This window comes from Stenotrophomonas sp. PS02301, assembly GCF_029959485.1.
GTDB classification, from domain to species: domain Bacteria; phylum Pseudomonadota; class Gammaproteobacteria; order Xanthomonadales; family Xanthomonadaceae; genus Stenotrophomonas; species Stenotrophomonas maltophilia_Z.
In genome coordinates, this window is the sequence record NZ_JASCOO010000007.1 from 25,077 (window position 1) to 50,075 (window position 24,999).

General features: G+C 65.3%; 16 protein-coding genes. 6 read left to right on the plus strand and 10 right to left on the minus strand.

The features are described 5' to 3' along the window. Positions 1-9: 9 nt before the first annotated feature. Together QMX81_RS03215 and QMX81_RS03220 are read right to left on the minus strand one after the other, a co-directional pair. Positions 10-1,050 carry an ATP-binding protein gene (locus QMX81_RS03215; protein ID WP_282258437.1) on the minus strand — a complete coding sequence of 347 codons (1,041 nt, stop codon included), beginning with the start codon at positions 1,048-1,050 and terminating at the stop codon, positions 10-12. Then, positions 1,050-3,437, minus strand: coding sequence for a DDE-type integrase/transposase/recombinase (locus tag QMX81_RS03220; protein WP_282258439.1), 2,388 nt, complete (start codon positions 3,435-3,437; stop codon positions 1,050-1,052). The genes QMX81_RS03215 and QMX81_RS03220 overlap by 1 nt, the downstream gene beginning before the upstream one ends. 1,153 nt (positions 3,438-4,590) lie before the next feature. On the opposite strand from QMX81_RS03220, the gene QMX81_RS03225 reads away from it, so the two are divergent. Beyond that, on the plus strand, positions 4,591-10,380 hold the full coding sequence (locus QMX81_RS03225; RefSeq protein WP_282258441.1) for an autotransporter domain-containing protein: 5,790 nt from the start codon (positions 4,591-4,593) through the stop codon (positions 10,378-10,380). 69 nt (positions 10,381-10,449) lie between these two features. Here QMX81_RS03225 and QMX81_RS03230 read toward each other — a convergent pair whose 3' ends face one another. From QMX81_RS03230 to QMX81_RS03240, 3 genes are all read right to left on the minus strand, one after another. Further along, a complete protein-coding gene (locus QMX81_RS03230; RefSeq protein WP_121040371.1) occupies positions 10,450-10,896 on the minus strand; it encodes a nuclear transport factor 2 family protein in 447 nt (148 codons plus the stop codon). A 25-nt stretch (positions 10,897-10,921) separates the two neighbouring features. After that, the gene (locus QMX81_RS03235; protein WP_152150987.1) at positions 10,922-11,767 is read right to left on the minus strand and encodes a type 1 glutamine amidotransferase domain-containing protein; all 846 of its coding nucleotides are present in this window, start codon (positions 11,765-11,767) and stop codon (positions 10,922-10,924) included. Between the two features lie 90 nt (positions 11,768-11,857). Further along, complete coding sequence (locus QMX81_RS03240; protein WP_282258447.1) at positions 11,858-12,874, minus strand: helix-turn-helix domain-containing protein; 1,017 nt, start codon at positions 12,872-12,874, stop codon at positions 11,858-11,860. 68 nt (positions 12,875-12,942) lie between these two features. Here QMX81_RS03240 and QMX81_RS03245 point away from each other — a divergent pair, with 68 nt between their 5' ends. Then, a complete protein-coding gene (locus tag QMX81_RS03245; protein ID WP_282258449.1) occupies positions 12,943-13,686 on the plus strand; it encodes a hypothetical protein in 744 nt (247 codons plus the stop codon). A gap of 163 nt (positions 13,687-13,849) precedes the next feature. Here the strand turns inward: QMX81_RS03245 and QMX81_RS03250 are convergent, their stop codons facing one another. Both QMX81_RS03250 and QMX81_RS03255 read right to left on the minus strand, forming a co-directional pair. Continuing rightward, entirely contained in the window at positions 13,850-16,645 is a 2,796-nt protein-coding gene (locus tag QMX81_RS03250) for a PAS domain-containing protein (RefSeq protein ID WP_282258451.1), read from the minus strand. A 90-nt stretch (positions 16,646-16,735) separates the two neighbouring features. After that, a complete protein-coding gene (locus QMX81_RS03255; RefSeq protein ID WP_282258567.1) occupies positions 16,736-17,803 on the minus strand; it encodes an SDR family oxidoreductase in 1,068 nt (355 codons plus the stop codon). A gap of 83 nt (positions 17,804-17,886) precedes the next feature. On the opposite strand from QMX81_RS03255, the gene QMX81_RS03260 reads away from it, so the two are divergent. Further along, positions 17,887-18,267, plus strand: coding sequence for a helix-turn-helix domain-containing protein (locus tag QMX81_RS03260; protein WP_121040361.1), 381 nt, complete (start codon positions 17,887-17,889; stop codon positions 18,265-18,267). Between the two features lie 256 nt (positions 18,268-18,523). On the opposite strand, the gene QMX81_RS03265 is transcribed toward QMX81_RS03260, so the two are convergent. After that, the gene (locus QMX81_RS03265; RefSeq protein WP_121040359.1) at positions 18,524-19,111 is read right to left on the minus strand and encodes a TetR/AcrR family transcriptional regulator; all 588 of its coding nucleotides are present in this window, start codon (positions 19,109-19,111) and stop codon (positions 18,524-18,526) included. A gap of 111 nt (positions 19,112-19,222) precedes the next feature. Here QMX81_RS03265 and QMX81_RS03270 point away from each other — a divergent pair, with 111 nt between their 5' ends. Both QMX81_RS03270 and QMX81_RS03275 read left to right on the plus strand, forming a co-directional pair. Beyond that, positions 19,223-20,431 carry an MFS transporter gene (locus QMX81_RS03270; RefSeq protein WP_282258569.1) on the plus strand — a complete coding sequence of 403 codons (1,209 nt, stop codon included), beginning with the start codon at positions 19,223-19,225 and terminating at the stop codon, positions 20,429-20,431. Beyond that, the gene (locus tag QMX81_RS03275; protein ID WP_282258456.1) at positions 20,431-21,633 is read left to right on the plus strand and encodes an MFS transporter; all 1,203 of its coding nucleotides are present in this window, start codon (positions 20,431-20,433) and stop codon (positions 21,631-21,633) included. Before QMX81_RS03270 ends, QMX81_RS03275 begins: the two co-directional genes overlap by 1 nt. Before the next feature lie 90 nt (positions 21,634-21,723). Here the strand turns inward: QMX81_RS03275 and QMX81_RS03280 are convergent, their stop codons facing one another. After that, positions 21,724-21,927, minus strand: a complete 204-nt coding sequence (locus QMX81_RS03280; RefSeq protein WP_121040354.1) for a hypothetical protein — start codon at positions 21,925-21,927, stop codon at positions 21,724-21,726. Beyond that, positions 21,924-22,067, minus strand: a complete 144-nt coding sequence (locus QMX81_RS03285; RefSeq protein WP_179459899.1) for a hypothetical protein — start codon at positions 22,065-22,067, stop codon at positions 21,924-21,926. Before QMX81_RS03285 ends, QMX81_RS03280 begins: the two co-directional genes overlap by 4 nt. A gap of 318 nt (positions 22,068-22,385) precedes the next feature. Between QMX81_RS03285 and QMX81_RS03290 the strand changes: the two genes are divergently transcribed. Next, complete coding sequence (locus QMX81_RS03290) at positions 22,386-24,950, plus strand: methyl-accepting chemotaxis protein (protein ID WP_282258466.1); 2,565 nt, start codon at positions 22,386-22,388, stop codon at positions 24,948-24,950. Positions 24,951-24,999: the final 49 nt, after the last annotated feature.

Here is a 24,999-nt window from a genome sequence, read left to right on the forward strand (position 1 = left end):
GTCTCTTCATCAGATTTCATTGCGGCGTGTTTTCCTCTTGAATGGAGCTGGTTTCTTGCTCGCTCGCACTGCCAATGTCGGCCCTCCTTCGGGCATGGCGACGTCCATTTTTGCTGAAAAGTGGAGTTCTCCACGCCGGATCTCAGCGTTAACCGCGGCAAGCGCTGAGCTAAGCTGCCTGGTCCGAGCCCAATCACCCTGTCCGGGTATCGAGCGGCCTTCAGATCGGCAGGAAGCTAGGGCATTCCGGATCCATCGTGATAGCGCACCTATGCAGCCCCATGAGCCGTCATGAAGTGCCTCGATGTACTCGTCCATTGCATGCGCGTCTTCATGGATGAGGCTCGAGTAGTGGCGCACTATCCTTGACCATTCGATCATGTCCCTCTCTGACTCCCGGTAGCGGGGGAATTCGATGGTTTGAGATCGGCCGATCAGATGAGGAGCCAAGTTGACCGCGGTCAGAAGATCGTAAGAACCGACGAGAACAAGGCGAACTCCTGTCCTGGCGGCCAGCACCTTGAATGAATCCAAGATGGCACCGGCGGACCTCTCCCCACCTTTCGCGTTCATCACATGGTGGGCTTCGTCTATGACCAGGAACTGCGTACGCCTCGCCACGAGGCATCTCTCGAACGCCGAACGCATCGCACCCTCTGTGGTTCGGCTAAGAAAAGAGTCGCCGAGTCGACCCTCACGTGCAGCGACGTCGGTGCTCAACAGCGGATGGCGGATTGAGTTTAGGCAAGCGCTTAGGAAAGCCTTCGTTGAGAAGGCTCCTGCTGTTGAGTCGTTTCCAGCCGGGACGTAAACAGAGTGCATATGATCCTGCCCATCAGGAGTCTGCTTGGAGTGGGCTCCAAAGACTTGTCGGCTAACACTAGACTTGCCAACCCTGGGCGGTCCGACAAGAATCACTACCTCCTCAGTCAACACTGCGGTCCGAGCTGCTTCCAGATAGCGTCGTGTCTCATCGTAGATTCTGTGTCCAAGACGCTTGGCGACGACGATGTCAATCTGCTCGGCCAGAGATTTCTCTTGCTCAGCCACTACCAATCCTCGACGGACATTGGCTCAGTGCTAATCGCCTTGAAGCTTCCAAGGGACGGGGGACAGCTAGTCGGACGATCTGTCGCCAGTTGAGCTTCGTTGGGCTCTCTCGCAGGGTGTGCTCTACGAGACATCTCGCGTCTTTCAATCTCGGCAATGAGCTGCCTATCGGAGTCAGCCTTCATCAACTCTCTCAGTGATGAACCATCTCTCGCCCACACCGCATACGCCATCGCTTCGGCATGTGATTGCTGCCCCGCTTGGAGCGCAGCGTATGCTTTGCAAACAACCCAGTGATTGTCGAGCAGTGCATAGAGGATTCGTGGATCCTGGCCATCAATCCGCGTCGGCACGCTTCTCCCCGCGAAAGCTGCGAGGGCGTCGTGCCACATGTGAAGGTCGCCAGCATGGATTCCGGTGTTTCCCGAGACCTTCAAGGGCTTCTGCTTCAATGCAATTTTTACCAAGAAAGTGAGGTCGACCTGAGCTTCTATCCCGCTAAACGGAAATTGTCGTAGCCCACTTAGCATCTTTGCCTCAGGGCATTCGCTGCTGTCGCCTGATGGACGCCTCCCGACCCACTGACTGAATGCTTCCATTTCGTGCCAAAGATCTATCAAACTAAGCTCTGCCTTGGCCGACGGTTGTTGGTGTGAGGATATGGAACGTGAGAAGCGAATCGTCTTGATGCTTCCTGGAAGGAGGTCTAGCCAGAACGTTTTCGCTTTGCCGAAGAACCGCTCGACCTCAGCCCCGAACCTTCCGTTTCCAGGCGGGCGAAACATGATGGTGATGTTCAGCTGCGCCGCCATTGTCGAGTAGTGAACAGATGTGAAGTCTGATCCGTTGTCGCTGATGATTGTTTCGGGAAGACGTCCGTGCCTGCGTGCACAGTCGCGCAGCACTTGTGAGCTAGTGCCTTTATTGGGCGCTCGTAGTGACATTCCAAATGCGAGGACACATTGGGTGTAGCAGTCGATGAGGACCGTGATCCACGGACGCGCGGTGTAAGTCTTGCCGTTGGCCCTCCCGACTACCACCTCGATGTCTGCTAGATAGTGGTCACATTGAGCGAGCTCGAAGGGACGCATGGCTTTCAGCGCTCTCACTTCTACCGAGGACGGCGATGACTTTGAATTCGCTAGGCGCTTGCCACCTCTGGATTCAGCCGTTTCCTGTTCAAGCTCGGCAATGATCTTCCGAGCCGTTGTCTTTCCGACAGGACGGTAAGCCGGATGGTGAAGTTCCGCGTGAAGCTGGTAGCGCCGGTACACCGAAAGTGGACCAGGGTTACTATCGCCTTCTAGGCAACGCTTGAGTTCCTCGCGAGCAAACTGCAGGACCGACGCTGGCCGCTTGAGCGTCCTGTTTCCGCTTGATGCGTAACGGGGTGTCAACGCCGCTATTGCGGATTTTCCCTGTGACTCACCATCTGCACGTCGAAGTCGGAGCCGTCTTGCGTGCTCCTTCTCACTTCTTGTGCGGATCTCGCCTTTAAGGAAGTTCAGGTTTGCGAGTCCCCTCACTAGGTGCGAGCTGCTTGGTATGAGGTCTCTGCTCACCGTGTCTTCGCTAGAAGGAACTACGTGCCTTGAGCGCTCGATCTCCTCGACTAGCTCAATGCTCAGAAGCTCTGGTGACGCTGCGAGCAGACAAGTGGAGGGACTGCTTAGCGAGTGCTTGGAAAGATCAGCAAAGATCCTTCCAGACGCAACAAGTTGCAATAGTGATGTGCAATCTTGAGTGTGGATCTTCTGCATCACCTCGGACATCGTCACGACTCTTCTCTGAAGAACATGGGCGAGGGCAGCCCGCTCTGCTGCCGGATCCGCGGGAGCCAACTCGACCATACGGAGCGTGAGAAGATTCTGGGTAAATTGCTTGCAAATCCTGCTGGATGGGATGACTACATGGCGGATGCCGATCGACGCGAAGAGGTCTCGAGCGGCCAGGTCAACATAGGTGTTGTCACATTTCGTCCAAGATAGGCTGGTCTCCACCAAATCTTCCAGCTTGGAGCTTTCCTTGACTTGTACGACGAGTAGCCCTGTCTTCCCCAGCACAATGAAGTCAGGCGTGTAGGGATACAGGCGTTTCCCCTTCGGGGTATCGCGCAGGAGCTCCACCGTTGGAGGCTGCTCGTAAAACGCTATGACGTCTCTGTCGCGCTCTAGCTCTACGGCGTAACCGTATTCATGCCGACTCTCCAGATTCATCGTGCAGCCCATCTTGAACGACGGGAACTCCACGAGAAAAGATGGCCGATTCGGGGCGGTACCTATGTTCCGGCCTAATCCGATGCTCGACCTCTCGACATACTCGGCTGCGGCAAATGTCAGCTGATGATTAGCTGCATAAGCCTTCCGGTCTTCTTCAGTGAACTTCATAACACCCCCGCCCACAGCAGCTAGCTGTAAGGGTTCTTGGGATCAGGCACGGTGAAGCAGGCCCGTGGGAGACGAGACTTGCGGCCTGATGCGTTGGGGGCTAAAGTTGGACCAGCTTCGCGAGAAGTGCTGTTCCCAGAAATGCCTCGGTTGCTGCCGGGGCATTTCCTTTTTTAGCCAATGATTTTTCAGTGGCTATGTCATTGCTTGGTCTCCTCGGTCGCTGTCTCCTCTGCTGCGGGATGACTGGCGCCAAGACTCTCCACCCATGACGCAACGTCAGCCGAGGTGGCGAAGAGACCCTTTCGACCCGGAATGCTGAAGAGCGCTATTGGTAGCGCATCCCTTCTGCGTGCCTTCATCAGCGCATCTTTGCTCTTAAACCTGAGCACGCGCGCGACTTCTTCTGAGGTAAGAAGAGCGCCGTAGCGTGTGAGCAGGTCTTGTCGTAGCGCCGAAATAGCGGCCATGGGAGGCGTAGGGCTTAGGTCAGGTAGGCCTACAGTAAGGCGCGCGCTTTGTGTTCGCAAGCGGCTGATATTAAAGAAAAAAAAGAATCAATTGTCTTGGCAAATTGGAAGGATTGCGGGTGGTTGGTTCTAATCCGCGATCCGGTTTAATCGATTCGGTTGGGATGCTCACAGGTGCTCTCACTTAGGCGCCCGGCGCCTTCGAGGCCCTTCGAGTTGGCCCTAGGTAAAGACTGGCCACCATCTATGGTGGCCGGTCTCCCACCAACTATGCTGAGCCGCACAAGCCCGCGCGGCCTCGGGCGCCGCTGCGGAGACACGTGGGGCTGGTTAGCCACGCATTCCCCCAGACAGCATCGGAACGACGCTACAGGTTCAGGCAACGTGGCCGATATCTCCGCATGGCGAGCAAAGCGCGTGCCCGATCGGCCGGTGGGATGGCCGGCTCGGCGACCGCTGTGTAGTTCGTGGCGGTCACGGGTGGAACAAAGATTGCAGCGCGTGACCTGCCTGGAAGGAACCGGGCAGCGGTAGGGGAAGGATCACAACTATCCAGGCGGGCAATCGCTCTTGGGGTACTCCCGGGGCGGTTGTGCTGTTTTCGGCCTTTCCGCGGAAAGGCACTACAAGGCAACAAGGGGTGTCGTGTGTCGTTGATCGTGTCTGCCTGCCGGGCCGCTGGTGTGTGTCCCAAATCCCAACAGCGCCGCACTCTGCGTCGCTTCACCCTGTTCGCCGCAGCGTTCTGCGGCCTTGCCGTAACCGCGCCTGCGATGGCGGCGCTGTCCAGTGGCTGCCAGGCGATTCAAAACTACTGGGGGAACGGCATCACGGTCAGCGGCGGTATTGACGATTATCAAGCGGACTATCAGGTCGCCCAAGGCGAGCGAATCCACTACACAGTGACGTCCTCGGGCAGTACCAATGCGACCGCTGGAGCGGGAGGCGGTGGCTTCACCCTATGGCAGGGAAACAATGTTACCGACGTGGGTGAAAACTACGCGGCGCAGAACAATGAGTTGAATCTCAACGCCACGCACACCGTGCCAGCCGATTTCAGCGACTACCAGGTGTACCTGTGGTCGGGCACGGGCGGCGGCACTTTCACCGCAACGGTGACCTGCCAGGCGCCGGCACCCCCGACCATCAGCGACGCACGCATCAGCATCAGTGGCGGGACCGGTACCGGCGGCGCATACAAGATCGGCGATACCCTCACCGCGACGTGGAACAACAGCGCGAGCGGCGACAACAATGCCGGCGTGAGCGCGGTGACCGTCGACTTCAGCCAGTTCGGGGGTGGTTCGGCCGTCGCGGCCATCAACAGCGCCGGCATCTGGACGGCGACGTACACCCTCACGGCCGGCTTCATCGACGCCGCCAACCGCAACGTCAGCGTGACCGCGAGCAATGGCGGTGGCAGCACCACCCGTGCGGACACCACCAATGCCACGGTGGATACCATCGCCCCGACGTTGTCCAATGCAAACATCAACATCAGCGGTGCGTCGGGAACTGGTGGTGCCTACAAACTCGGCGACACCGTCACTGCCGTCTGGAACAACACGGCGGGTGGGGATAACAACAGCGATACGATCAGCGCAGTCAGCGTGAACTTCAGCCAGTTCGGTGGCGGCGCCGCTGTCACCGCCGTCAACAGCAGCGGCGTCTGGACGGCAACCTATACGATCGTCGGTGGCGCCATCAATGGGGTCGGCAACCGCAACGTCACCTTGACCGCGACGGACAATGCCGGCAACACCACCACCACGGCCGATACCAGCAACGCGACGGTCGACAATCGCATTGCTTCGGTCAACAGCATCGCGCCGGTGGGATCGCCCGCCGCAAGCGACGCGGCGATGGCATTCACGGTGACCTTCGATGAGACGGTGTCGAATGTGTCCACGGACGATTTCACACTCGTCGGCACGGGCAGTGCCAGCGGCAGTATCGTGAGTGTGTCGGCGAGTTCCGGGACGTCGGTCAACGTCAACGTTGGCAGCATCGCGGGTTCGGGGACGCTCAAGGTCAATCTCAATGGCGCGACGGACATTGCCGATGCCGCGGGCAACACCGGTGTTGCGCCTTACCTGTCCGGTGTGACCCACACCGTGGCGATGCCTGTCGCTCCCGGCGCGCCGGTCATCGGCGCAGCAACGCCTGGCGATGCCCAGGTATCCGTGGCATTCACCGCGCCGGCCGATAATGGCGGCTCGGCGATCACCGGCTATCTGGTGACCGCCAGCCCTGGCGGTGCCACCGCAGGTGGCAACGGATTCACCACGTCACCCATCGTGGTCACAGGCCTCACCAACGGCACCGCCTATACGTTCGACGTGAAGGCAATCAACGCAACCGGCACTGGCGCAGCCTCCGGCGCGACCAGCGCGGTGACCCCGAAGGGCAACCAGTCCATCACGTTCGGTAATCCGGGCACTCAGACCATGGGCACGTCGCCAGCGCTCTCGGCGACGGCAACCTCGGGACTCGTTCCTGTGTTCAGTTCGTCCACTGGTGGGGTGTGCACCGTCAGCTCGGGCGGCACACTGACCTTCGTCAGTGCCGGCGTGTGCACGATCGATGCCGATCAGGCGGGTAGTCCCGCATGGAATGCGGCTACCACGGTGACGCAGACCTTCACCGTCAATGCGGTGGTGCCAGGTACGCCGACCATCGGCACGGCCACCGCCGGTAACACCCAGGCCACGGTCTCGTTCACGTCACCGTCCTTTACGGGTGGCAGCGCCATCACCGTGTACACGGTGACAGCCAACCCGGGCGGGGTCACTGCGACCGGCGCCGGTTCACCAGTCACGGTGACCGGCTTGACCAACGGCGTGGCGTACACCTTCACCGTCACCGCGAGCAACGCAGCGGGAACAGGTGACGTATCGGCGGCGTCCAACAGTGTGATGCCTGCAGCGCCGCAGACCATCACCTTCAACAACCCCGGCACGCAGAACTTCGGCACCACGCCGACCCTGACCGCCACCTCCAGTGCCGGCTATACGGTCAGCTTCGGATCCGCCACCTCCGGAGTGTGTACGATCACGACCGGCGGCGCGCTGACGTTCCTTTCCGCAGGCACCTGCACCATCAACGCCGACCAGGGCGGCGATGGCAGCTACCTGGCCGCACCCCAGGCAAGCCAGTCATTCACTGTCGCTCCGGTGGCGCCGGGCGCCCCTCCCGCTCCGTCGGCCACTGCCGGTGATACCCAGGCCAGCATCGCGTTCGTGCCGCCTGTGTTCACCGGCGGCGCCAGCATCACCGGCTACACGGTCACCGTCAGTCCGGCCGACGTCGCCCCTGTGAATGGAGCGAGCTCGCCAATGGTGGTTACCGGGTTGACCAACGGGGTCGCGTACACCTTTAAGGTCACGGCAGACAATGCCGCCGGCGCGGGCCCGTCCTCGACGGCGTCCAGCGCGGTAACCCCCAAGGCCGCGCAGCTCATCACGTTCAACAACCCGGGAACGCAGAACTTCGGCACAACGCCGACCTTGACCGCCACGGCGGATTCCGGACTGACCCCGACGTTCACTTCGTCCACGACCGGGGTGTGCACGATCACTACCGGCGGCACGCTGACCTTCGTGGGTGCAGGTACCTGCACCCTGCATGCCGACCAGGCCGGCAACGGCAGCTATCTGCCGGCGGCCCAGGTCACCCGAACGTTTACGGTCAATGCAGTTGTCCCCTCCGCGCCGGACATCGGCACCGCGACGGTCATCGGCGCCGGCCAGGTAAGCGTGACATTCACCGCACCCGGCAACGCTGGAGGCGCGCCGGTCAGTGGATACACCGCCACCGCGATGCCTGGCGGTGCCACCGTCGCGGGGAGCGGCTCGCCGCTGAGTTTCAACGGCCTGACGCCGGGTGTCACTTACACCTTCACGGTGACCGCCACCAACGGCGCCGGTACGGGTTCGGCTTCAGCGGCCTCCAATGCAGTCACGCCGGCACCTGCCCTGGTTGCCGGTCCCGCCACGGCCACCGTCGCCTACGGTGCGGCGGCAACCACGATCACGCTGCCGATCACAGGTACACCGACCGCTGTAGCGGTGGTCACCGCCCCCAGCCATGGCACGGCGACGGTCAACGGCATGGATATCGAGTACGTGCCGGCCATGGGCTATGCAGGTCCGGACAGCTTCACCTACCGCGCCAGCGATGCCTACACCACCTCCGCAGCAGCTGCGGTAGATATCACGGTGTCCGCACCGACGCTGGCGCTGGATCCTGCTTCGCTGGCGTCGACCACGGCCAGCAATGCCTACCGTCACGTTCTGTCGGCCAGCGGCGGTACCGGTCCCTACGTTTATGCGGTCTCCGGTGGCGCGTTGCCGGCCGGCGTGCAGTTGTCGCCCGGCGGCGAACTGTCCGGTATCCCCAACAAAGCAGGCTCCTTCAGCTTCACGGTGTTGGTGACGGACAGCAGCATCGGCACGGGGCCGTTCACCGCGAGCCGCAGCTACACCCTCGTGGTGGATGCGCCGACCCTGGTGCTTGACCAGCCGCAGCTGCCGCCCGCCGATGGCGGGCAGGACTATCGCCAGCGCCTGACCGCCAGTGGCGGCACAGCACCCTACCGCTTTGCGCTGCGGTCCGGCAGCCTGCCGCCAGGGCTGCTGCTCGCCGAATCCGGGGACATCTCCGGTGAAGCTACGTCCGCCGGTACCTTCGATTTCGACGTGGAGGTGACCGACGCCAATGGCTTCAGCGGTCAGCGGAGTTACCGGTTCGTGGTGGCGGCGGCCGTACAGACCATCACCGGCTTCACCGCAACACCGGCAGATCCCGTCTACAGCGTGGGCGGCAGCTTCCGTGTCGCCGCCACCGGCGGTGACTCCGGCAATCCCATTGTGTTTGCCAGCACAACCCCTTCGGTGTGCGCTGTGCAGAGCGACACCGTGACGATGGTATCGGCCGGTCGCTGCGTGTTGACCGCCAATCAGGCCGGCGACGCATTGCGTGCCGCCGCAACGCAGCTGCAGCTGGAGGTGAACATCGGCATGGCCACCCCGGAGATCACCTGGCAGGACGATCTGAGCAAGGTGTATGGCGAATCGGACTTCGAGCTGGCCCTGCCGCAGAGCACCAGCCCCGGCGCGTTCACCTTCAGCAGCTCCAACATGGCCGTCGCCACGGTCAATGGCCGCAGGGTGACCGTGGTGGGTGAGGGCAGTGCGGTGCTGACCGCAGCACAGGCGGCAAGCGGCAGTTACGCAGCAGCGTCGATCGAGGTCCGGCTGGTCGTGGCGGCGCGCCCTGATCCGACCGCCGATGCGCAGGTTGTCGGCACCTTGCAGGCGCAGGCCGATGCCAGCATCCGCTTTGCCCAGGTGCAGCAGGGCAACATCCGCGACCGCCTGCGCCAGGTGCGGGTCGGCAGCAATGCCTCCAGCTTCAACGTCGCCCTGGCCTACGCAGGCGGCCTTGGTGTGCCGGGTATCTCGGTACCGCTGAACAGAGCGGCCGACAGCATGGTCAACGGTCTTCCGCGCCTGCCCGAGGGCTGGGGTGCGTGGGCAGCCGGTACGGCGACCTTCGGCAAGGCCGGGCGCGGCAGCGGCGGGTTCGACTTCAACACCGGCGGCATCACGGTGGGTGCGGATCGGGCCATTGGCGAGAACGTGCTGCTGGGACTTGCCGGCAGCTGGGGGCGTCAGGACAACGACTTCAACAACAGCCCGTCCAGCACCGATGCGGACCAGCGCTCGCTGGCCGTCTACGGCCTGTGGCGCGCGGGCCAGCACGTGTTCTTCGACGGCATGCTGGCCAGCGGCCGGCTGGATTTCGATGTGAATCGCTGGAATGAGGTGGTCGGCGCGTCGGCGCACGGCTCGCGCAAGGGTGACCAGTGGTTCGGCTCACTTACCTTTGGTTACGAGCATCGCAGTGCCCGCGGCACCACGCTGACCAGCTATGGCCGCTACGATGGGCACCGCGCGAGACTGGATGGCTATCGCGAGCATGGTCTGGATGCATTCGATCTGACCTACGGTCGTCAGGACATCGACAACAGCAGTGTCGCGCTGGGCATCGAGGGCAACCATGCCTTCCAGGGCGAGCGCGTCAGCTGGCGTCCGCATTGGAACGTGGAGTATCGCAAGGCGCTGGAGAACCGCAGCGACGCCACGATGAACTATGTGCAGCGCCCGAACGCGAGCGATTACGTCCTGGCAATGCGCAGCTACAACGACGATGCCTTGTCCATCGGGGCTGGCGTGGATCTGCAGCTGGACAGCGGCTGGATGTTCTCGCTGCTGCTCGGTCACGAGCAGGGTCGCAACAGCCTGCGCAGCAACAGCATCGGCGTGCAGGTGCGGTTTGGCGGGCAGGGCGGCGGCGGAGTGTCGCAGGTGGATGCCGATGGCAGGGGGGCGCGTGAGTGCGCGCAACAGCGTCATCGCGACGCCACCTCGCGTTGTGGCGATCCACTGGCTGGGGTGCGCGGCGAGCGCTGATGCTTCGGACGCTTCATCGCTTCCGGTCCACACCCGGAAGCGATGGGCGTCAGGTTCGCGCATTCCAGCTCAGGGCTTGATCTGGCCGGTCCAGGACTTGCTCATGATCTTCCACTGGCCATCGGTCTTGAGCAGAACCACGTAGTCCACGCCGTCCCAGCCGGGGTAATCCAGCATCACGCGGACGGCCGCCAGGTTGGTGGCCATGTCCACGATTTCATAGCGGCGCTTGCGCTGGGCCTCGTTGGCCGCCGGCGTGCCGTTGAAGCCTTCGGCGAACTGTTCCCCGGTCCGCATCTGCAGCGCGCTGCCACGGGCTTCGGAGTAGCCGATCATCACCCCGTCTGCCCGGAAGACGTCCTTGGCCAACGTATTGTCGGCAGTGATGTAGGCGCGCATGAAGGTCTGCATGACCTTGTCCACCGCCTCACGATCGGTGCTCTGCGCCATGGCCGAGGTGGGGAGCAGCAGGAACAGGCTGGCGGCAAGGCCGACGGATCGAATCGATACTTTCATGGTGTTTCCTCAGGGGTGTGGGAGATCAGGGTTGAGCGGCTGCCTGGTTGGACGCCTGCACGGTGTGGATGCGAAGCGCCTCGACCACGGCCTGCGCCACCGGCGTGGCAGAGGCGTAGTTCTGCCCGGTCACCAGCCGGCCATCGACTTCGACATGCGGGTCATCGCTTTCCACCGTCCGGAAGGCACCGCCGCGGGACACGACCGTCTGGCCGATCAGGAACGGGAACTGGTTGAAGTAGGGCGCATCCTGGCGTTCGTGCTCTTCGGGGTAGCCGCTGATGCGCTTGCCCGAGACCAGGTACTGGCCGCCGGCAAGCTGGAGATTCACGATGCCGGCCGTGCCGTGGCAGACCGCCGAGATCACCCCGCCGTTGCCCTCGTAGACCCGCATGGCAATGCGCTGCAGCGCCACGTTCTCGGCGACCCCGTACATGGCATTGCTGCCGCCCACGTAGTACACCGCCCGGTACTGCGTGGGATCGATCTGTGCCGGGGTGACGGTGCCGCGCAGCCCGCGCATGATCCGGGCATCGTCCAGGCGGTGCGCCACGTCGTCGCTGACGTAGTCATCCAGAATGGGTACGGCGCCGCCATCGGGTGACACGAAGTCCACCGCGTAGCCGGCGGCATGGAAGACATCCCAGGCATGCACCACCTCGCCAAAACTGACGCTGGCCGGGAGCGTGGAAGTTCCGTGCACCTTGGCGCTGGCGAGGATGAACAGGATGCGGTCCTGCTGGCCGCTGGCGGGCTGTCCCATGGCCGCGGGGACGGTGGTCCGCGGCGCCGCGTCGGTGGTGCAGGTGCCGCCCAGCCAGACACTGAGCAGGAGCAATACGAAGGTGGCGAGGGTACGTAACGACTGCATGGCGCTGACTCGCAGGAAGGAGCCAGCACCCTATCCAATCTCTTTCAAATCAATGTCGTGCAGTGTCTTTCCGGAGTGCGGAAATCGATTCTAGGAGTGTGTGGCGGCCGTGCGGTAGGCCGCCGGAGTAACGCCTTCGCACTTCTTGAACGCGCTGTAGAAGGTCGACATCGACTGGAAGCCCGCTTCCTGCGCCACGATATCCAGCGGCTTGGGAGGCTGCTGCTGCAGGATCGCCTTGGCTTCGATCACCCGCAGTTGGGTCAGGTACTGCTTGAACGAGGTCTGGTTGTTGTCGTTGAGCAGCTGCGACAGCCGGGTCTGGGGCATGCCAAGCCGGCGGGCGAGGCGCGGCAGGGGCAGGGCGGGGTCCAGATGCAACCGCTCGCGCGCCATCAGCTCGGCCAGGGCCTGGAGTTGAACGGCGGCGTCGGACGCGGGAATCCGACGGTCCTGATAGGGCTCGATCGTTGCCCGCCCCGAGCGCAGCCGGAGCCCAACCAGAACGCTTACCGCCAGAACGAAGGTGAAGGACAGCGCGCCGACGATATAGGACGTGTACCCCGCCGTGTAGTACGCGATCCAGATGATCCAGATGCCCCCCAGCGCCCCCAGCAGAAGCGGGGCGGACGGCGAGGCCAGCAGCCGGGCGCGGTGGCGATACACCTGCACGGTGGTGAGCAGCAGATAGCCCAGCCAGGCATAGTTGATGCCCGGCGTGATGACGTACCGCCACAGTTCGATGTTGCGGGTGTAGGGCAGCAGGACATTCACCGCCACGGCAAGCACCAGCAGCGCGGCGAGGTGCCACCGGCCGTTCGTGTCCGTCCCGGCAGTCTCCCGTTGGCTGGAGCGCACCAGAAAGTAGAGGCAGGGGCCGATCAGGAAACAGGCGGTCAGCCCGAGCTGGAGAACGACCAGCGGAATATCCGGCCAGAAGTGGAACGCCACGGATTTTCCGGTCCGCACACCGACCATCAGGATCAGCAGCGACAGCCAGCGCTGCGTGGGCTCTCCCTTGGCGCGCCACCACAATACCGACGCCGCGACGATGCCATTGAAGGCGCCCAGCATCGCGAAGAAGAAGAGAAAGTGTTGGCTGAGCATTGGCGCAGTATTGAGAAAATACGCGGCCCGTCAAGCGGGTCGCTTTTACCCCCGTGTATTCTCTGCGCATGGATGACACTCATTTTCTGGCGCGGCGGCGCCTGCTGTTGGCCGCGCTTGCGGGCACCGCATTGTTGCCCTCGTGCGCGCGCGGCAATGCCGTGGAGGGGGCGGCGGCCGTGCCGATGCTTGAGTCCGAGCGGGCGGGGATGGCGCCGTATCTGTTCCTGACCGTCACCAGCGCCACACGCAGCGTGGAGGAACTCGCGCACCTGGTGCCGTCCACGCTGCTGCCGGCGTTGGCACCTGCAGACATCCTGCACGCGTATGGTCCGGTGGCCGGCGCGATACAGCTGTGGATGGCGCTGGAGCCTCACATGCTGGATCACTACGGTGTGAGCGTGGACGCCGCGCTGTCCCTGCTGGCGGGCGCCGTGGATGGCACCGTAGGCCCGGTGCCGGGCCGCAACACACTCGATGCGTGGGCGATCCAGCGCACCCACACCCGGGCCGAGGTGAACGCCAACGACATCACGCTGTCGCTGCCAGGCGAGAGCCACGCGCCGCTGTTTGCCTTGGGCAGCTCGCACTACGCGCTGGCGCCCCCGCCGTGGTCGAGCCAGGCCTGTTACTCCTTCATGCTCGCGCCACGACGTCGCGTGGTCGCACCGTTCGAGCAGCACTGCCAGGCACTGCTCGACGCTGCGGCCGACGTCATCCCCGATGATCTGCAGATCCAGATGGGACGATTGGGGGACTTCATGAAGGCCGTGCCTACGCTGTACGTGAGCGTGAAAGATGAAAACTCATGATGCCGGCGACGTGCGTTGGCTGCTCCATGTTTCTGCATGACCTGGTTTACCGCGTCATGGTCGCTGGCCTGTGCCAGGACAGCGGTCGGGGAGAGCACAGGTAAGCAGGCGCCAGCAGGCTGCCCGATCCGTGCCGGATCAAGGGCGTGCACTACCCCATCCATCAGCGTACCTCGGCAAGCACCGCGCGCACCCGCAGGGCCAGCTCCTCCAGCGTGAACGGCTTGCCGATCAGGTGGACGCTGGGGTCCAGTACGCCGTCGTGCTCCAGTGCATTGCGGCTGTAGCCGGTGGTGAACAGCACTTTCAGATCCGGGCGCCGCTTCAGGGCCGCATCGGCCAGCTGCCGCCCGTTGACCTCGGGCATCACCACATCGGTGAACAGCAGCGCGATGTCGGGATGGCTGTCGAGCAGGGCAAGCGCGGTGGCGGCACCGTCGGCGGCGAGCACCGGGTAGCCCAGCTCGCTCAACGCATCGATGGAGAACTGGCGGACGCCGGGCTCGTCTTCCACGATCAGCACACGTTCGCGGCCCCCGCTCAGCGGAGCGGTACCGCTGGTTGCCGGCGAAGGCGCGGCGGCGATGTCCGCAATGAGGCGCGGCAGATACAGGGTCACCGTTGTTCCCTGCCCGACGGCAGAGCGGATCTTCACGTGACCGGCCGACTGTTTGACGAAGCCATACACCTGCGACAGTCCCAGTCCCGTGCCTTGCCCCACCTTCTTCGTGGTGAAGAACGGATCGAATGCTTTGGCGATCACCTCCGGCGGCATGCCGCTGCCGTTGTCGGCCACGGTGATCCGGACATACTCGCCGTCGGGAACGTCTGCCGCCGCCGTCCGGTGATCTGCGGTGATCGTGCAGTTGGCGGTCTCCACCATCAGGCGTCCCCCGCCGGGGAGCGCGTCACGTGCATTGACGGCCAGATTGAGGATCACGTTCTCCAGCTGGTTGGCATCGGCGAAGGTGCACCACACCTGCGCGGCCAACACCGTCTCCAAGCGGATGCTGCTGCCCAGCGAATGCACGAGCAGATCCGACATGCCGGCGATCAAGTGGTTCACATCCAATGACACCGGCTGCAAGGGCTGCTGCCGCGAGAACGCGAGCAATCGCTGGGTGAGCTGGGCCGCCCGGGTGGCGCCGTCGATGGCCATGTCGATGTAGCGCTTGGCGCGCGGATCGCTGTCGCCCATGCGCATCGCCAGCAGATCCAGCGGGCCGATCACCGTGGCGAGCATGTTGTTGAAGTCGTGCGCGATGCCGCCAGTGAGCTGCCCCACTGCCTCCATTTTCTGGCTCTGCCGAAGGGCATCCTCCACGCGGGTGCGCTCAGCCACCTCGTCGAGAACGCGGCTTTCCAGATGTTCGTTCAATTCCTGCAGACGCGCGTCGGCCAGCTTGCGCGCAGTGATCTCGATCGCCACGCCCACCACGCGCACGCAGCGGTCCCCTTCGAAATGACCGCGCCCCTTGGCCGCCACCCAGCGCACGAGACCGTCTTCCTTGCCAACGGTGCGGTACTCCACGTCGTAGAGGGCGCGTTGAGCTGGATCGGCCGCAGCGGCGAAGGCCGTGGTGGTGGCCAGCCGATCCTCGGGGTGGATGCCATCGTAGAAGTCGCGCATCGACACCGCGACCTCGGGCGAGATCCCGAACATCGCCTTGGTCCGTGCCGGCCAGATCAGTGCATCGCGCACCAGATCGACATCCCAGAAGCCCATATCGCCGGCCTCCGTGGCCAAACGCAGGCGTTCTTCGCTCTTGGCGAGCGCTGCTTCGGCTTCCTGCCGGACCGTCAGGTCCAGCATCGCGCCGATCATCCGCAGCGGTTCGCCTATCCCGCCACGCAGCACGGTGCCGCGGTCGAGCACGGCGGCGTAGCTGCCATCGGCGCGGCGGAACCGGTATTCGTTGTTCCAGGTCGTGCCACCGCCTTCGATCACGGCATGGATGTCCGTATCCACGCGCGCGCGGTCATCAGGATGGATATGGTCCAGCCACCACTGCGCACTGGTCTCGCTCAGCGCATGGCCGAACAGGGTCGTCAGCGCTTCGTTCCAGATGACGTGGCCATCGGAGATGCGCCAGTCCCAGATCGCATCATTGGTGGCATGGGCCGCCAGCCGATAGCGCTCCTCCACTTCAACGTGGCGGGCTTCGGCGGCTTTGCGATCGGTGATGTCCAGCGAGGTGCCCACCACGCCCACCACGGTACCGTCGGCATCACGCAACGGCGATTTGGTGGATAGCCAGTAGGCGCGCCGGCCATCGGGAAAGCTCACTTCTTCTTCGAGCTGCTCGGTCTGTCCGCTGGCCATGACCCGTTCGTCGGTGGCCATGACCATGGCGGCCTGGACGGGGTCGCTGAGCAGCTCGGCATCGGTGCGCCCCACGTAGGCCTCGGGCGGCATGCCGATGAGTTCCGTGGTGCCGCGGTTGCCGATCAGGATCCGGCCCTGGCGGTCCTTGGCGTACACCACACCCGGTGCGGCCTCCACGAATGAACGCAGCAGGGTCTGCGCCTGGTCACGCTCCGCCTCCACCCGCCTGCGTTCATCGATGTCGATCAGCACGCCGGGAAACCCGATTGCATGTCCATCGGCGTCCAGGTCGACCCGACCGATGGCCTCGATCCAGCGATAGGCGCCATCGGTGCCACGGGTCCGGTACTGGTGGGCATAGCGACCACCACGACGCACGGCTTCGGCGACCGCCTCCGCCAGACCCGCGCGGTCCTCAGGGTGAACGGCAGACACCACCTGCTCCAGGCGCAGCCCGGTGCGTGCAAGCGCGGGGTCCAGTCCATGCGCCTGGGCGAGGGCATCGTCGACGGTGAGGCTGTCCTGGGCGACATCCCAGAACCAGGTGCCGATGATCGCGCCAGCGGCCAGGGCCAGCTTGACGCGCTCGGCATCGCGTTCGCCGTGGGTACCGGTGGAAGGAGAAGAGCTCAAGCGGCACTCGGGGTCAGCGGGGGGCGGCCGCCCTAGCGTATCGCTGCGGGGTATCGCTGTGGAACCCTCCCAGCGCTGTGCGGCAGCGCCTCAGGGAATCAACCGCGCTGCCCGCAGCCGTGCGAACAGCTCGAAGAACGCATCGTCACTGGGCTGGTAATCCAGGAACCCCATCCGGCGGCTCTTGGACATGTCCGTCACCACCTCCAGCGGGCGCCCGAGATCGGCATCGGTGTGCCAGGGCGAGATCAGCTGGTGGATGTCAGACGCGGCCAGGCCGTGGGTGGCGGCCAGCGACGACCACAGCGCGGCATCATTGGCCATCTGCTCGGCGAGCGGACGAACCTGACCACTGAACGGCACGGGCTCGATATCGAACCACGCGGCGATCCGGCCCCACATCCAGCGCCAGCGGAACACATCGCCGTTGACCACGTTGAAGGCCTGGTTGGCGGCGGCCGGTGTCTGCGTTGCCCACAGCAGGTGCCGCGCGAGCAGCCCGGCATCGGTCATGTCGGTCAGCCCGTCCCACTGCGCGAGGGAGCCGGGGAACTGGAACGGGCGCCCGGTCTGCCGGCACAGCGTTGCGTGCACGGCCAGGGTGGTGCCCATGTTCATGGCATTGCCCACCGCCGCGCCGATCACGGTATGCGGGCGATGCACGCTCCAGTGGAAGCCATCGCGGGCGGCGGCGGCGAACACCTCGTCTTCCTGCGCGTAGTAGAAGTTGTCCACGGGCAGACGCGGTTGTTCCTCACGGAAGGGCGTCTGCGGCAGGTTGCCCTGCGCGTACGCCTCGAACGGCCCGAGGTAGTGTTTCAGGCCCGTGACCAGCGCCACATGCTGCACGCTGCCGGCCGGCTGCAGTGCATCCAGCAGATGGCGCACCATCGCGCCGTTGACCCGGATGTTCTCGGCCTCGTTGGCCTGCCGGGACCACGTGGTGATGAACACGTGCGTGGGGGCCAGTGCGGACAGCGCGGCACGCGTGGCCTGCGTATCGCGCAGGTCGGCGCAGACGCCGTGGGCGCCGGCGGGCAGCGAATCGGGCCGGCGGGCCAGGCCGTGGACGTCCCAGCCCTCCTGCAGCAGCCGTTGTATCAGTGCACTGCCCACGATGCCCGTTGCACCGACCACCAACGCTTTCTGCCTCACGATGTCGCCTCTTTCATGGCTTTACAGGCGCACACCTTAGGATATCGAGGTACGCCTCGAAAGAAGGCACCAAACGGTAACCACACATGAAAACGGGTACCCCCGAAGAGCACTGGCGAGAGGATTGCGCCCCCCGGCGGGTGCTGGAGCTGTTCAGCACCAAGTGGACCTCGATGGTGTTGCACACCCTGTCCGTGCGCCATGACGGCACCGCCCGCAGCAACGCGCTGCACCGCAGCCTGCCGGCCGTCTCCAAGAAGATGCTGATCCAGACGCTGCGTGACATGGAGCATGCCGGGATCGTGCTGCGCACCGAGTACCCCACCGTGCCGCCCTCGGTGGACTACACGCTGACTCCGCTGGGACGGCAACTCGTGGAACCGATCGAACTGATCTACGACTGGGCGCGCCGCAACGCAGGCGCCCTGGACGCGCTGCAGCCGCGCGCGACGTCGCGCCGGCGCTGAGCGGGACGTGCCAGCCGGATCGGGCAGCGTACGGCTTCCCTCCAGCGGATCGATGCGGTGACCCTCAGGTTCTGGCTCCTGCACGTGCTGGGTTGGTCGCTGTTCGCGCTGATCGCCTTCCTTGCGCGACCGAGTGAAGCGCCGGTGCCGGACGCGCCTTTGAAGAACGCGTCGGCCTCGCGGTCACAGGGAGCGATATATGACCTGCGGTCAGGGACCGGATCCAATGGCGGCCTGACCGGATGAGCGGTCAGTGCTACGCGGTGGCCCGCAACCCACGCAGCAGCAGGTCCAGCGCAGCCACGCTCTGTGCGAGGCGGGTATCGCCATCGTCGCCATCGGCGATCCAGAACGCCGCCTCGGCGAGGCTGCCGTACACCAGGGAGGCGAGGGCCTGTGGATGGGCCGCGGCGACCAAGCCCTGCTCGATCAGATGTTCGAGCAGGCGCTGCATGGAATCGATGCAGTGGCGCTGCGATTCCGGCGAGGCGCCGCCGAGCACCGCCCGCGCATCGCGCAGGACGATGCGCTGGATGGTCGGCTCCAGTGCCATTTCCAGATACCCCATGCAGCGAAGACGAAAGCCCGCCCAGGGATCCTCGGCGGCGTCGGAGATCGCCTTGAGGCGGTCGTCCATCTCGGCGTCGATCTGATCGACGACAGCCGCGAGCAGGCCCTGCTTGTCACCGAAGTGGTGATACAGCGCGCCACGGGTGAGCCCGGCCTGCGCGGTGAGGTCGTCCATCGAGGTCCCGGCGTAGCCACGCTCGCTGAAGACCACGCGGGCCGTCGCCAGCAGCGTGGCGCGGGTCTGCTCCATCTCGGCGCGGGTGCGACGGACCATCGATATCTCCTTGGTGGTGGGGCGGATCTCTGTTTACATCCGGAGCGTATGTATATAGGATTTTAAACATACGTTGTGTATGTAAAGGTGGAAAAGCCAGTGAAACGCGCTGTGACCGGTCCCTATCGAGAGTTGTTCGCTGCGCCCGGTACCACCGGGTTTGCCCTGGCGGGGCTGCTGGCGCGGCTGCCGTTGCCGATGACCGGCATCGGCATCATCACGCTGCTGGCCCAGGTGCGCGGCAGCTATGCACTGGCCGGCGCGGTGGCCGCGACGTTCGTGCTGACGTATGCGTTGCTGTCGCCGCAGGTATCCCGTCTGGTGGACCGGCATGGACAGCGCCGTGTCGTGCCGATGGCCACCGGCGTCAGCGTAATCGGCCTGCTGATGTTGCTGGCGGCTTCATGGTGGGAAGCGCCGGCGGCCGTGCTGTTCCTCGGGGCACTGCTGGCCGGGGCGATGCCCAGCATGTCGGCCATGGTGCGCGCGCGCTGGACCGCGCTCTATCGCGGGCAGCCGCGCCTGCAGACCGCGTACGCGCTGGAAACCGTGTTCGATGAGGTCACCTTCATCGTCGGGCCGCCGTTATCGATCGGCCTGGCGGTCTCGCTGTTTCCGCAGGCGGGTGTCCTCGCCGCTACTGTGCTGCTGCCGATCGGCGCGCTTGCGTTGATCGCGCAGCGCAGGACCGAGCCCCCGATCGAGGCAGTGGTACCCAACGCCGCGCCTGCTGCGTCCGTCATCCGTCTGCCGGGCGTGCGGTGGCTGGCCGTGTTGATGGTCGCGATGGGCGTGATCGTGGGCACCGTCGATATCGTCAGCGTCGCCTTCGCCGCGCACGTGGGGCAGCCCGCCGCCGCCAGCGTCGTGCTGTGTGCGTATGCCGCCGGCTCCTGCCTGTCCGGGGTGCTGTTCGGTGCGCTCAAGCTGCAGACGCCACTGCGCCGCCTGTTGCTGCTGGGCGGGATCGCGACCGCATTGACCACCTTGCCGCTGCTGCTGGTGGGAAGCATCGCCGCACTCGCCGTCACAGTCTTCGCGGCGGGTGTGTTCTTCGCCCCGACGATGATCGTGGCGATGTCGTTGATCGAGCAACAGGTCCCGCCGGGCCAGCTCACCGAGGGCATGACCTGGCTGCTGGCGGCGCTGAACGTGGGCGTGGCGCTGGGCGCGGCGATCGGCGGCTACGGGGTGGATGCACACGGGCCGCGCGCCGGGTACCTGGTTGCCTTGTGTGCGGGAGGAGCGGTGCTGCTGGCGGCGGCGTTCGCGCACTGCGTGTTGCGTTCGCGTGAGCCACGCAACCCGGGGATCTGCTGATGCAGGCGCAATCCACACCGCGCCACCCGTGGTGGGCGGTCACCGCGGTCAGTCTGGCCACCTTCTCGGTCGTCACCACGGAGATGCTGCCGGTCGGCCTGCTGACCCCGATCGCCGAAGCGCTGGACACCAGCACCGGCGCTGCGGGGCTGATGATCTCGCTGCCCGCACTGCTGGCAGCGCTGTTCGCACCGCTGGTGGTGATCAGCGCCGGCAGCGTGGATCGACGCTCGCTGCTGTGCGGGCTGCTGGGCCTGCTGGTGATCGCGAATCTGGGTGCGGCCTTCGCCCCCACGTTGGGCTGGATGCTGGCGGCCCGCGTGCTGGTCGGGCTGTGCATGGGCGGCATCTGGGCCATTGCCGGCGGGCTGGCGGTGCGGCTGGTGGCAACGCGATCGGTCGGCCTGGCCACATCGCTCATCTTTGGCGGCGTGGCGGCTGCTTCCGTGCTGGGCGTTCCGCTTGGCGCGCTGATCGGGGAGCTGCTGGGATGGCGTTGGGCGTTCGTCAGCATGGCGCTGCTGGGGGCCGCCGTCCTTGCCCTGCACTTGGCCGTGATGCCCGGGCTGCCGCCGTCCGGCACGACCAGCGTGCGCCAGTTCGCTCAGCAACTGGGCAACCGCGGGCTGCAGCTTGGGTTGCTGCTGACCTTCCTGCTGGTCGCCGGGCACTTCATCGCCTTTACCTTCGTTCGGCCGCTGCTGATGTCGGTCTCGGGATTCGACGCGCGCTGGGTGGGGCTGTTGTTGTTCGGCTACGGCGCCGCGGGCATGGCCGGCAACTTCCTTGCCGGCATCGCGGCAGCACGACGTACCAGGCTGACGGTGTCGCTGATCGCGGCGGGTCTGGTGCTGGCGCCCTCGCTGTTCCTGACCATCGGGGAGTCGCGCCTGGGCGGTGCCATGGCGCTGCTGGCGTGGGGGCTGGCCTACGGCGGGGTATCGGTGGGCTTGATGACGTGGATGATGAAGGCCGTGCCCAGGGCGATGGAAATCGCCTCCGCACTCTATGTCGGTGCTTTCAATGTCGGGATCGCATCCGGGGCGTGGGTGGGCGGCCAAGCACTGGATCGGCTCGGTCTGACCGCCAATCTCTGGCTCACCGGTGGCTTCGCGGTCGCAGCAGGGGTGGTATGCCTTGCTGGCCGCCGGATGGAATGGACGGAGCGGGAGCCCGACAGGCTCAAGCGGGCAAGGCGATAGTGCTGCTGTCATACAAGACCGGCGTTGCGCCAGTTTTCCCTCCCGTGGCTTGCTCAGCGCACGTCAACGCACTGTGCATGGTTCAGCGCGCTACAGCGTGCTGGAGTCCACCACGTGGCGACCGGCCTGGGTCAAATCGATGTCGCCGTCTTCCGCCTGGGCCGCGTAGCCGGCCTTGACGGCCCAGTTGGCGGCTTCATCGCTGACCGGACGCGTGGCGTTGATGTCGCGCAGGATCTGCCGCTGTTCGTCGGTCAGGTGCGTTGCCGCGCTCGTACCGGTTCCGCCGCTCATGGCGCGCGGGCCTCGACGCTGACCACGCCCTGGGCCAGCCGCGCCCGCTTGGCGCGCCGATGGTTCACCCACCACACCAGCCCCGGCAGGCCGTACAGCAGTGCACCGGCGAGCAGAAAGATCTTGAAGGCGGCATTCATGGCGGTCTCTCTCCGTGCGGTATGGCGTCATGCATCGTGGTCGACCGGATGTGCGGTAACGCACCCCGGGTCCTGCAGCGGCCCCCGGCCGCGATCCCAGTCCTAGTTCAGCGCAGTCGCCGTGAAGGTGCTGTCCCGTCCTTCACTGTCGCACGTTCACGCGCCATGTGAGCACGGGGGCCCTGATCGTCATCCCTTCGTCGTCTGGCGCCGGTACAACGGGATCCATTGGCGAAGCTCTGGCCGCTCGCTGAGATCGGCCCTCAAGTTCAGCGTGATCCCGCCGATACCGGTGCGTCCTTCCGCCTGGAGTACGTGATGTCGGTCGTCCCCCGCCGCCTGTCCTTGTTCGTCGCCCGTCTGGGCGATCGGTTCGGCTTCCGTCTCGCTCAGCCGCCCCGGCTGGCCGCGCTCGGTCGCCTCAGCGTGGCACAGAAACTCAGGGCCAGCCTGCTGATCTGCGGCCTGGGCCTGTTGGCGGTCGCCGTGGTCTACGGCTGGACGGGCCATGATACCGAGCGTGCAGCCCAAACCTTCGCCGCGCACCAGCAGGAGGCCGCACTGGCGGCCACGCTGGCGACCGAGATCGCCGATGCGCGGCGCCTGCAGACCCGCTATGCCAGCACGTTCGATGGCAGCGATCGCGAGGCGTTGCAGGCCGCGCAGCAGCGCCTGCAGGCGACCCTGGCCGAGCTGCAGCGCGATCCCCACGACGCCGGTAGCGCCGGGGCACTACGCGAGCTGGCCGCGCGCGCGGGTGATTTCGCCGAGGGCATCACCGCATTGAATGCCCGGGTGGATGAGATGGGGCGTGGCGATGCCGGCCTGCGTGCGCAGCTGGAGGCGGCGGCTGCCACGCTGGAGGCCAGTGTCGAGGCCGGCGCGCGCCCGGTGTTGATCGCCCAGCTGCAGAAGATGCGGCGCGAGGAAAGCCTGCTGCTGCTCACCGGTGACGCGGCGCACACCGATCGTGCCAGCGAACAGAAGTTGCCGTTCGATCTGTCCCTGGCAGAGGCGCGCCTGGATGCAGAGACGCAGGAAGCACTGCGAACGCAGATGGAGGCATATCAAGGGGCGCTGCTGGCCTACACGGCCGCCCGCATCGGGCTGGATGTGGAAGCGCAGTCACTGGCCGAGAGCGCCGCGCAGATCGGCCCCGGGCTGCAGGCGCTGCAACAGGCGCAGGCGCAGGCATTGGCGGCGGCGCGCGAGCGACAGGCCGCGCGGGCCAGCACCATGGGCATCGTGTTCGCGCTGACCCTGCTGCTGGTGGCGGCCGTGCTGATCGCCACGCTGCTGCTGGTGCTGCGGGCGGTCCGCCAGCCGATCACCGATACGCTCCGCTTCGCCGAGGACATTGCCGAAGATCGACTGGACACCGTCCTGCCGCTCCATAACCCGCACGATGAAATCGGCCAGCTCGCCGCGCGCCTGCGCCACATGCAGCAACGGCTGCGCGAGCGGATCGAGGCCGAGCGCGCGGTGGCACGCGACAACACCCGCGCCCGCCAGGCATTGGACAGTGCGCAGACCGGCGTGATGGTGCTCGACGGTGAAGGGCGGATCGGCTTCCTCAACCACGCGCTGCTCACCGAACTGCAGCTCACGCACGCGGACTGGAGCGGCCAACCCGCGGCCGCCCTGCATCCGGCCTTCGCCAGTCTGTTGCCGATGCTGCAGCGCGGCCAGCGTGCCAGCCGGGAGATCGAGCACGCCGGCATCCGCTATCAGCTGGTGATCACCCCGATCGTGGAGCACGACCAGCTGCTGGGCGCGGCGGTGGAGTGGCGCAGCCGCGCGCTGGAAACCACTGTGGAGAACGAGGTGGCCGCGCTGGTCGATGCGGCCGCGCGGGGCGAACTGCATGGACGGATCGCGGTCGAGGACAAACAGGGCTTCGTAAAGACGCTCGCGCTCAGCATCAACCACCTGCTCGATACCTTCCAGAGCAACCTGTCCGGAGTGCAGGGGCTGCTCTCGGCGTTGTCGCAGGGCGATCTGCGCGTACGCATGCAGGGCGACTTCCACGGTGTGTTCGCGCGCCTGCGTGACGACGCCAACGCCACGGTGATGCAGCTGACCGACATCGTCGCGCGCATCCAGCAGGCGTCGCTGGCGATCAACCATGCCGCCGGCGAAATTGTCGCCGGCAACCACGATCTCTCCGACCGCACCGAGCGCCAGGCGGCGCATCTGGAAGAAACCGCCTCCTCGATGGAGGAACTGGCGGCCACGGTGCGGCAGAATGCGGACTCGGCGCAGCAGGCCAACCAGCTGGCGATCCGCGCGGCCGAGGTCGCGGCGCGGGGTGGAGAATCGGTGGCGCAGGTGGTGACCACCATGGCCGACATCGCGCTGTCGTCGCACCGGATCGGGGAGATCACCAGCGTCATCGACGGGATCGCGTTCCAGACCAACATCCTGGCGCTCAACGCCGCCGTCGAAGCCGCGCGCGCAGGCGAGCAGGGCCGCAGCTTCGCGGTAGTGGCCAGCGAAGTGCGCCTGCTGGCACAACGCAGTGCCGACGCCGCGCGCCAGATCAAGCAGCTGATCGAAGCCTCGGTCGAGCGCGTTGATGCGGGCACCCGGCAGGTCGACAGCGCGGGTGCGACGATGGGCGAGATCGTCGGCAGTGTGCAGCGGGTCACCGCCATCATGGCGAGCATCTCCGCGGCCTCGCAGCAGCAGACGGCGGGCATCGAGCAGGTGAGCCAGACGTTGCTGCAGATGGATGGCAGCACCCAGCAGAATGCGGCGCTGGTGGAGGAAGCGTCAGCCTCGGCGCGCGCACTGGATCGCCAGGCCTCGCTGCTGGGCGAGGCGGTGGATGCCTTCGTCGTCACTCCGCCGCCGTCGGCGCCGCGCGTGCGGGCCATGGCCTGACAGGCGCGTCAACGCCGCGCTCACCGGTCTTCACCGGCAATGAGCCGGC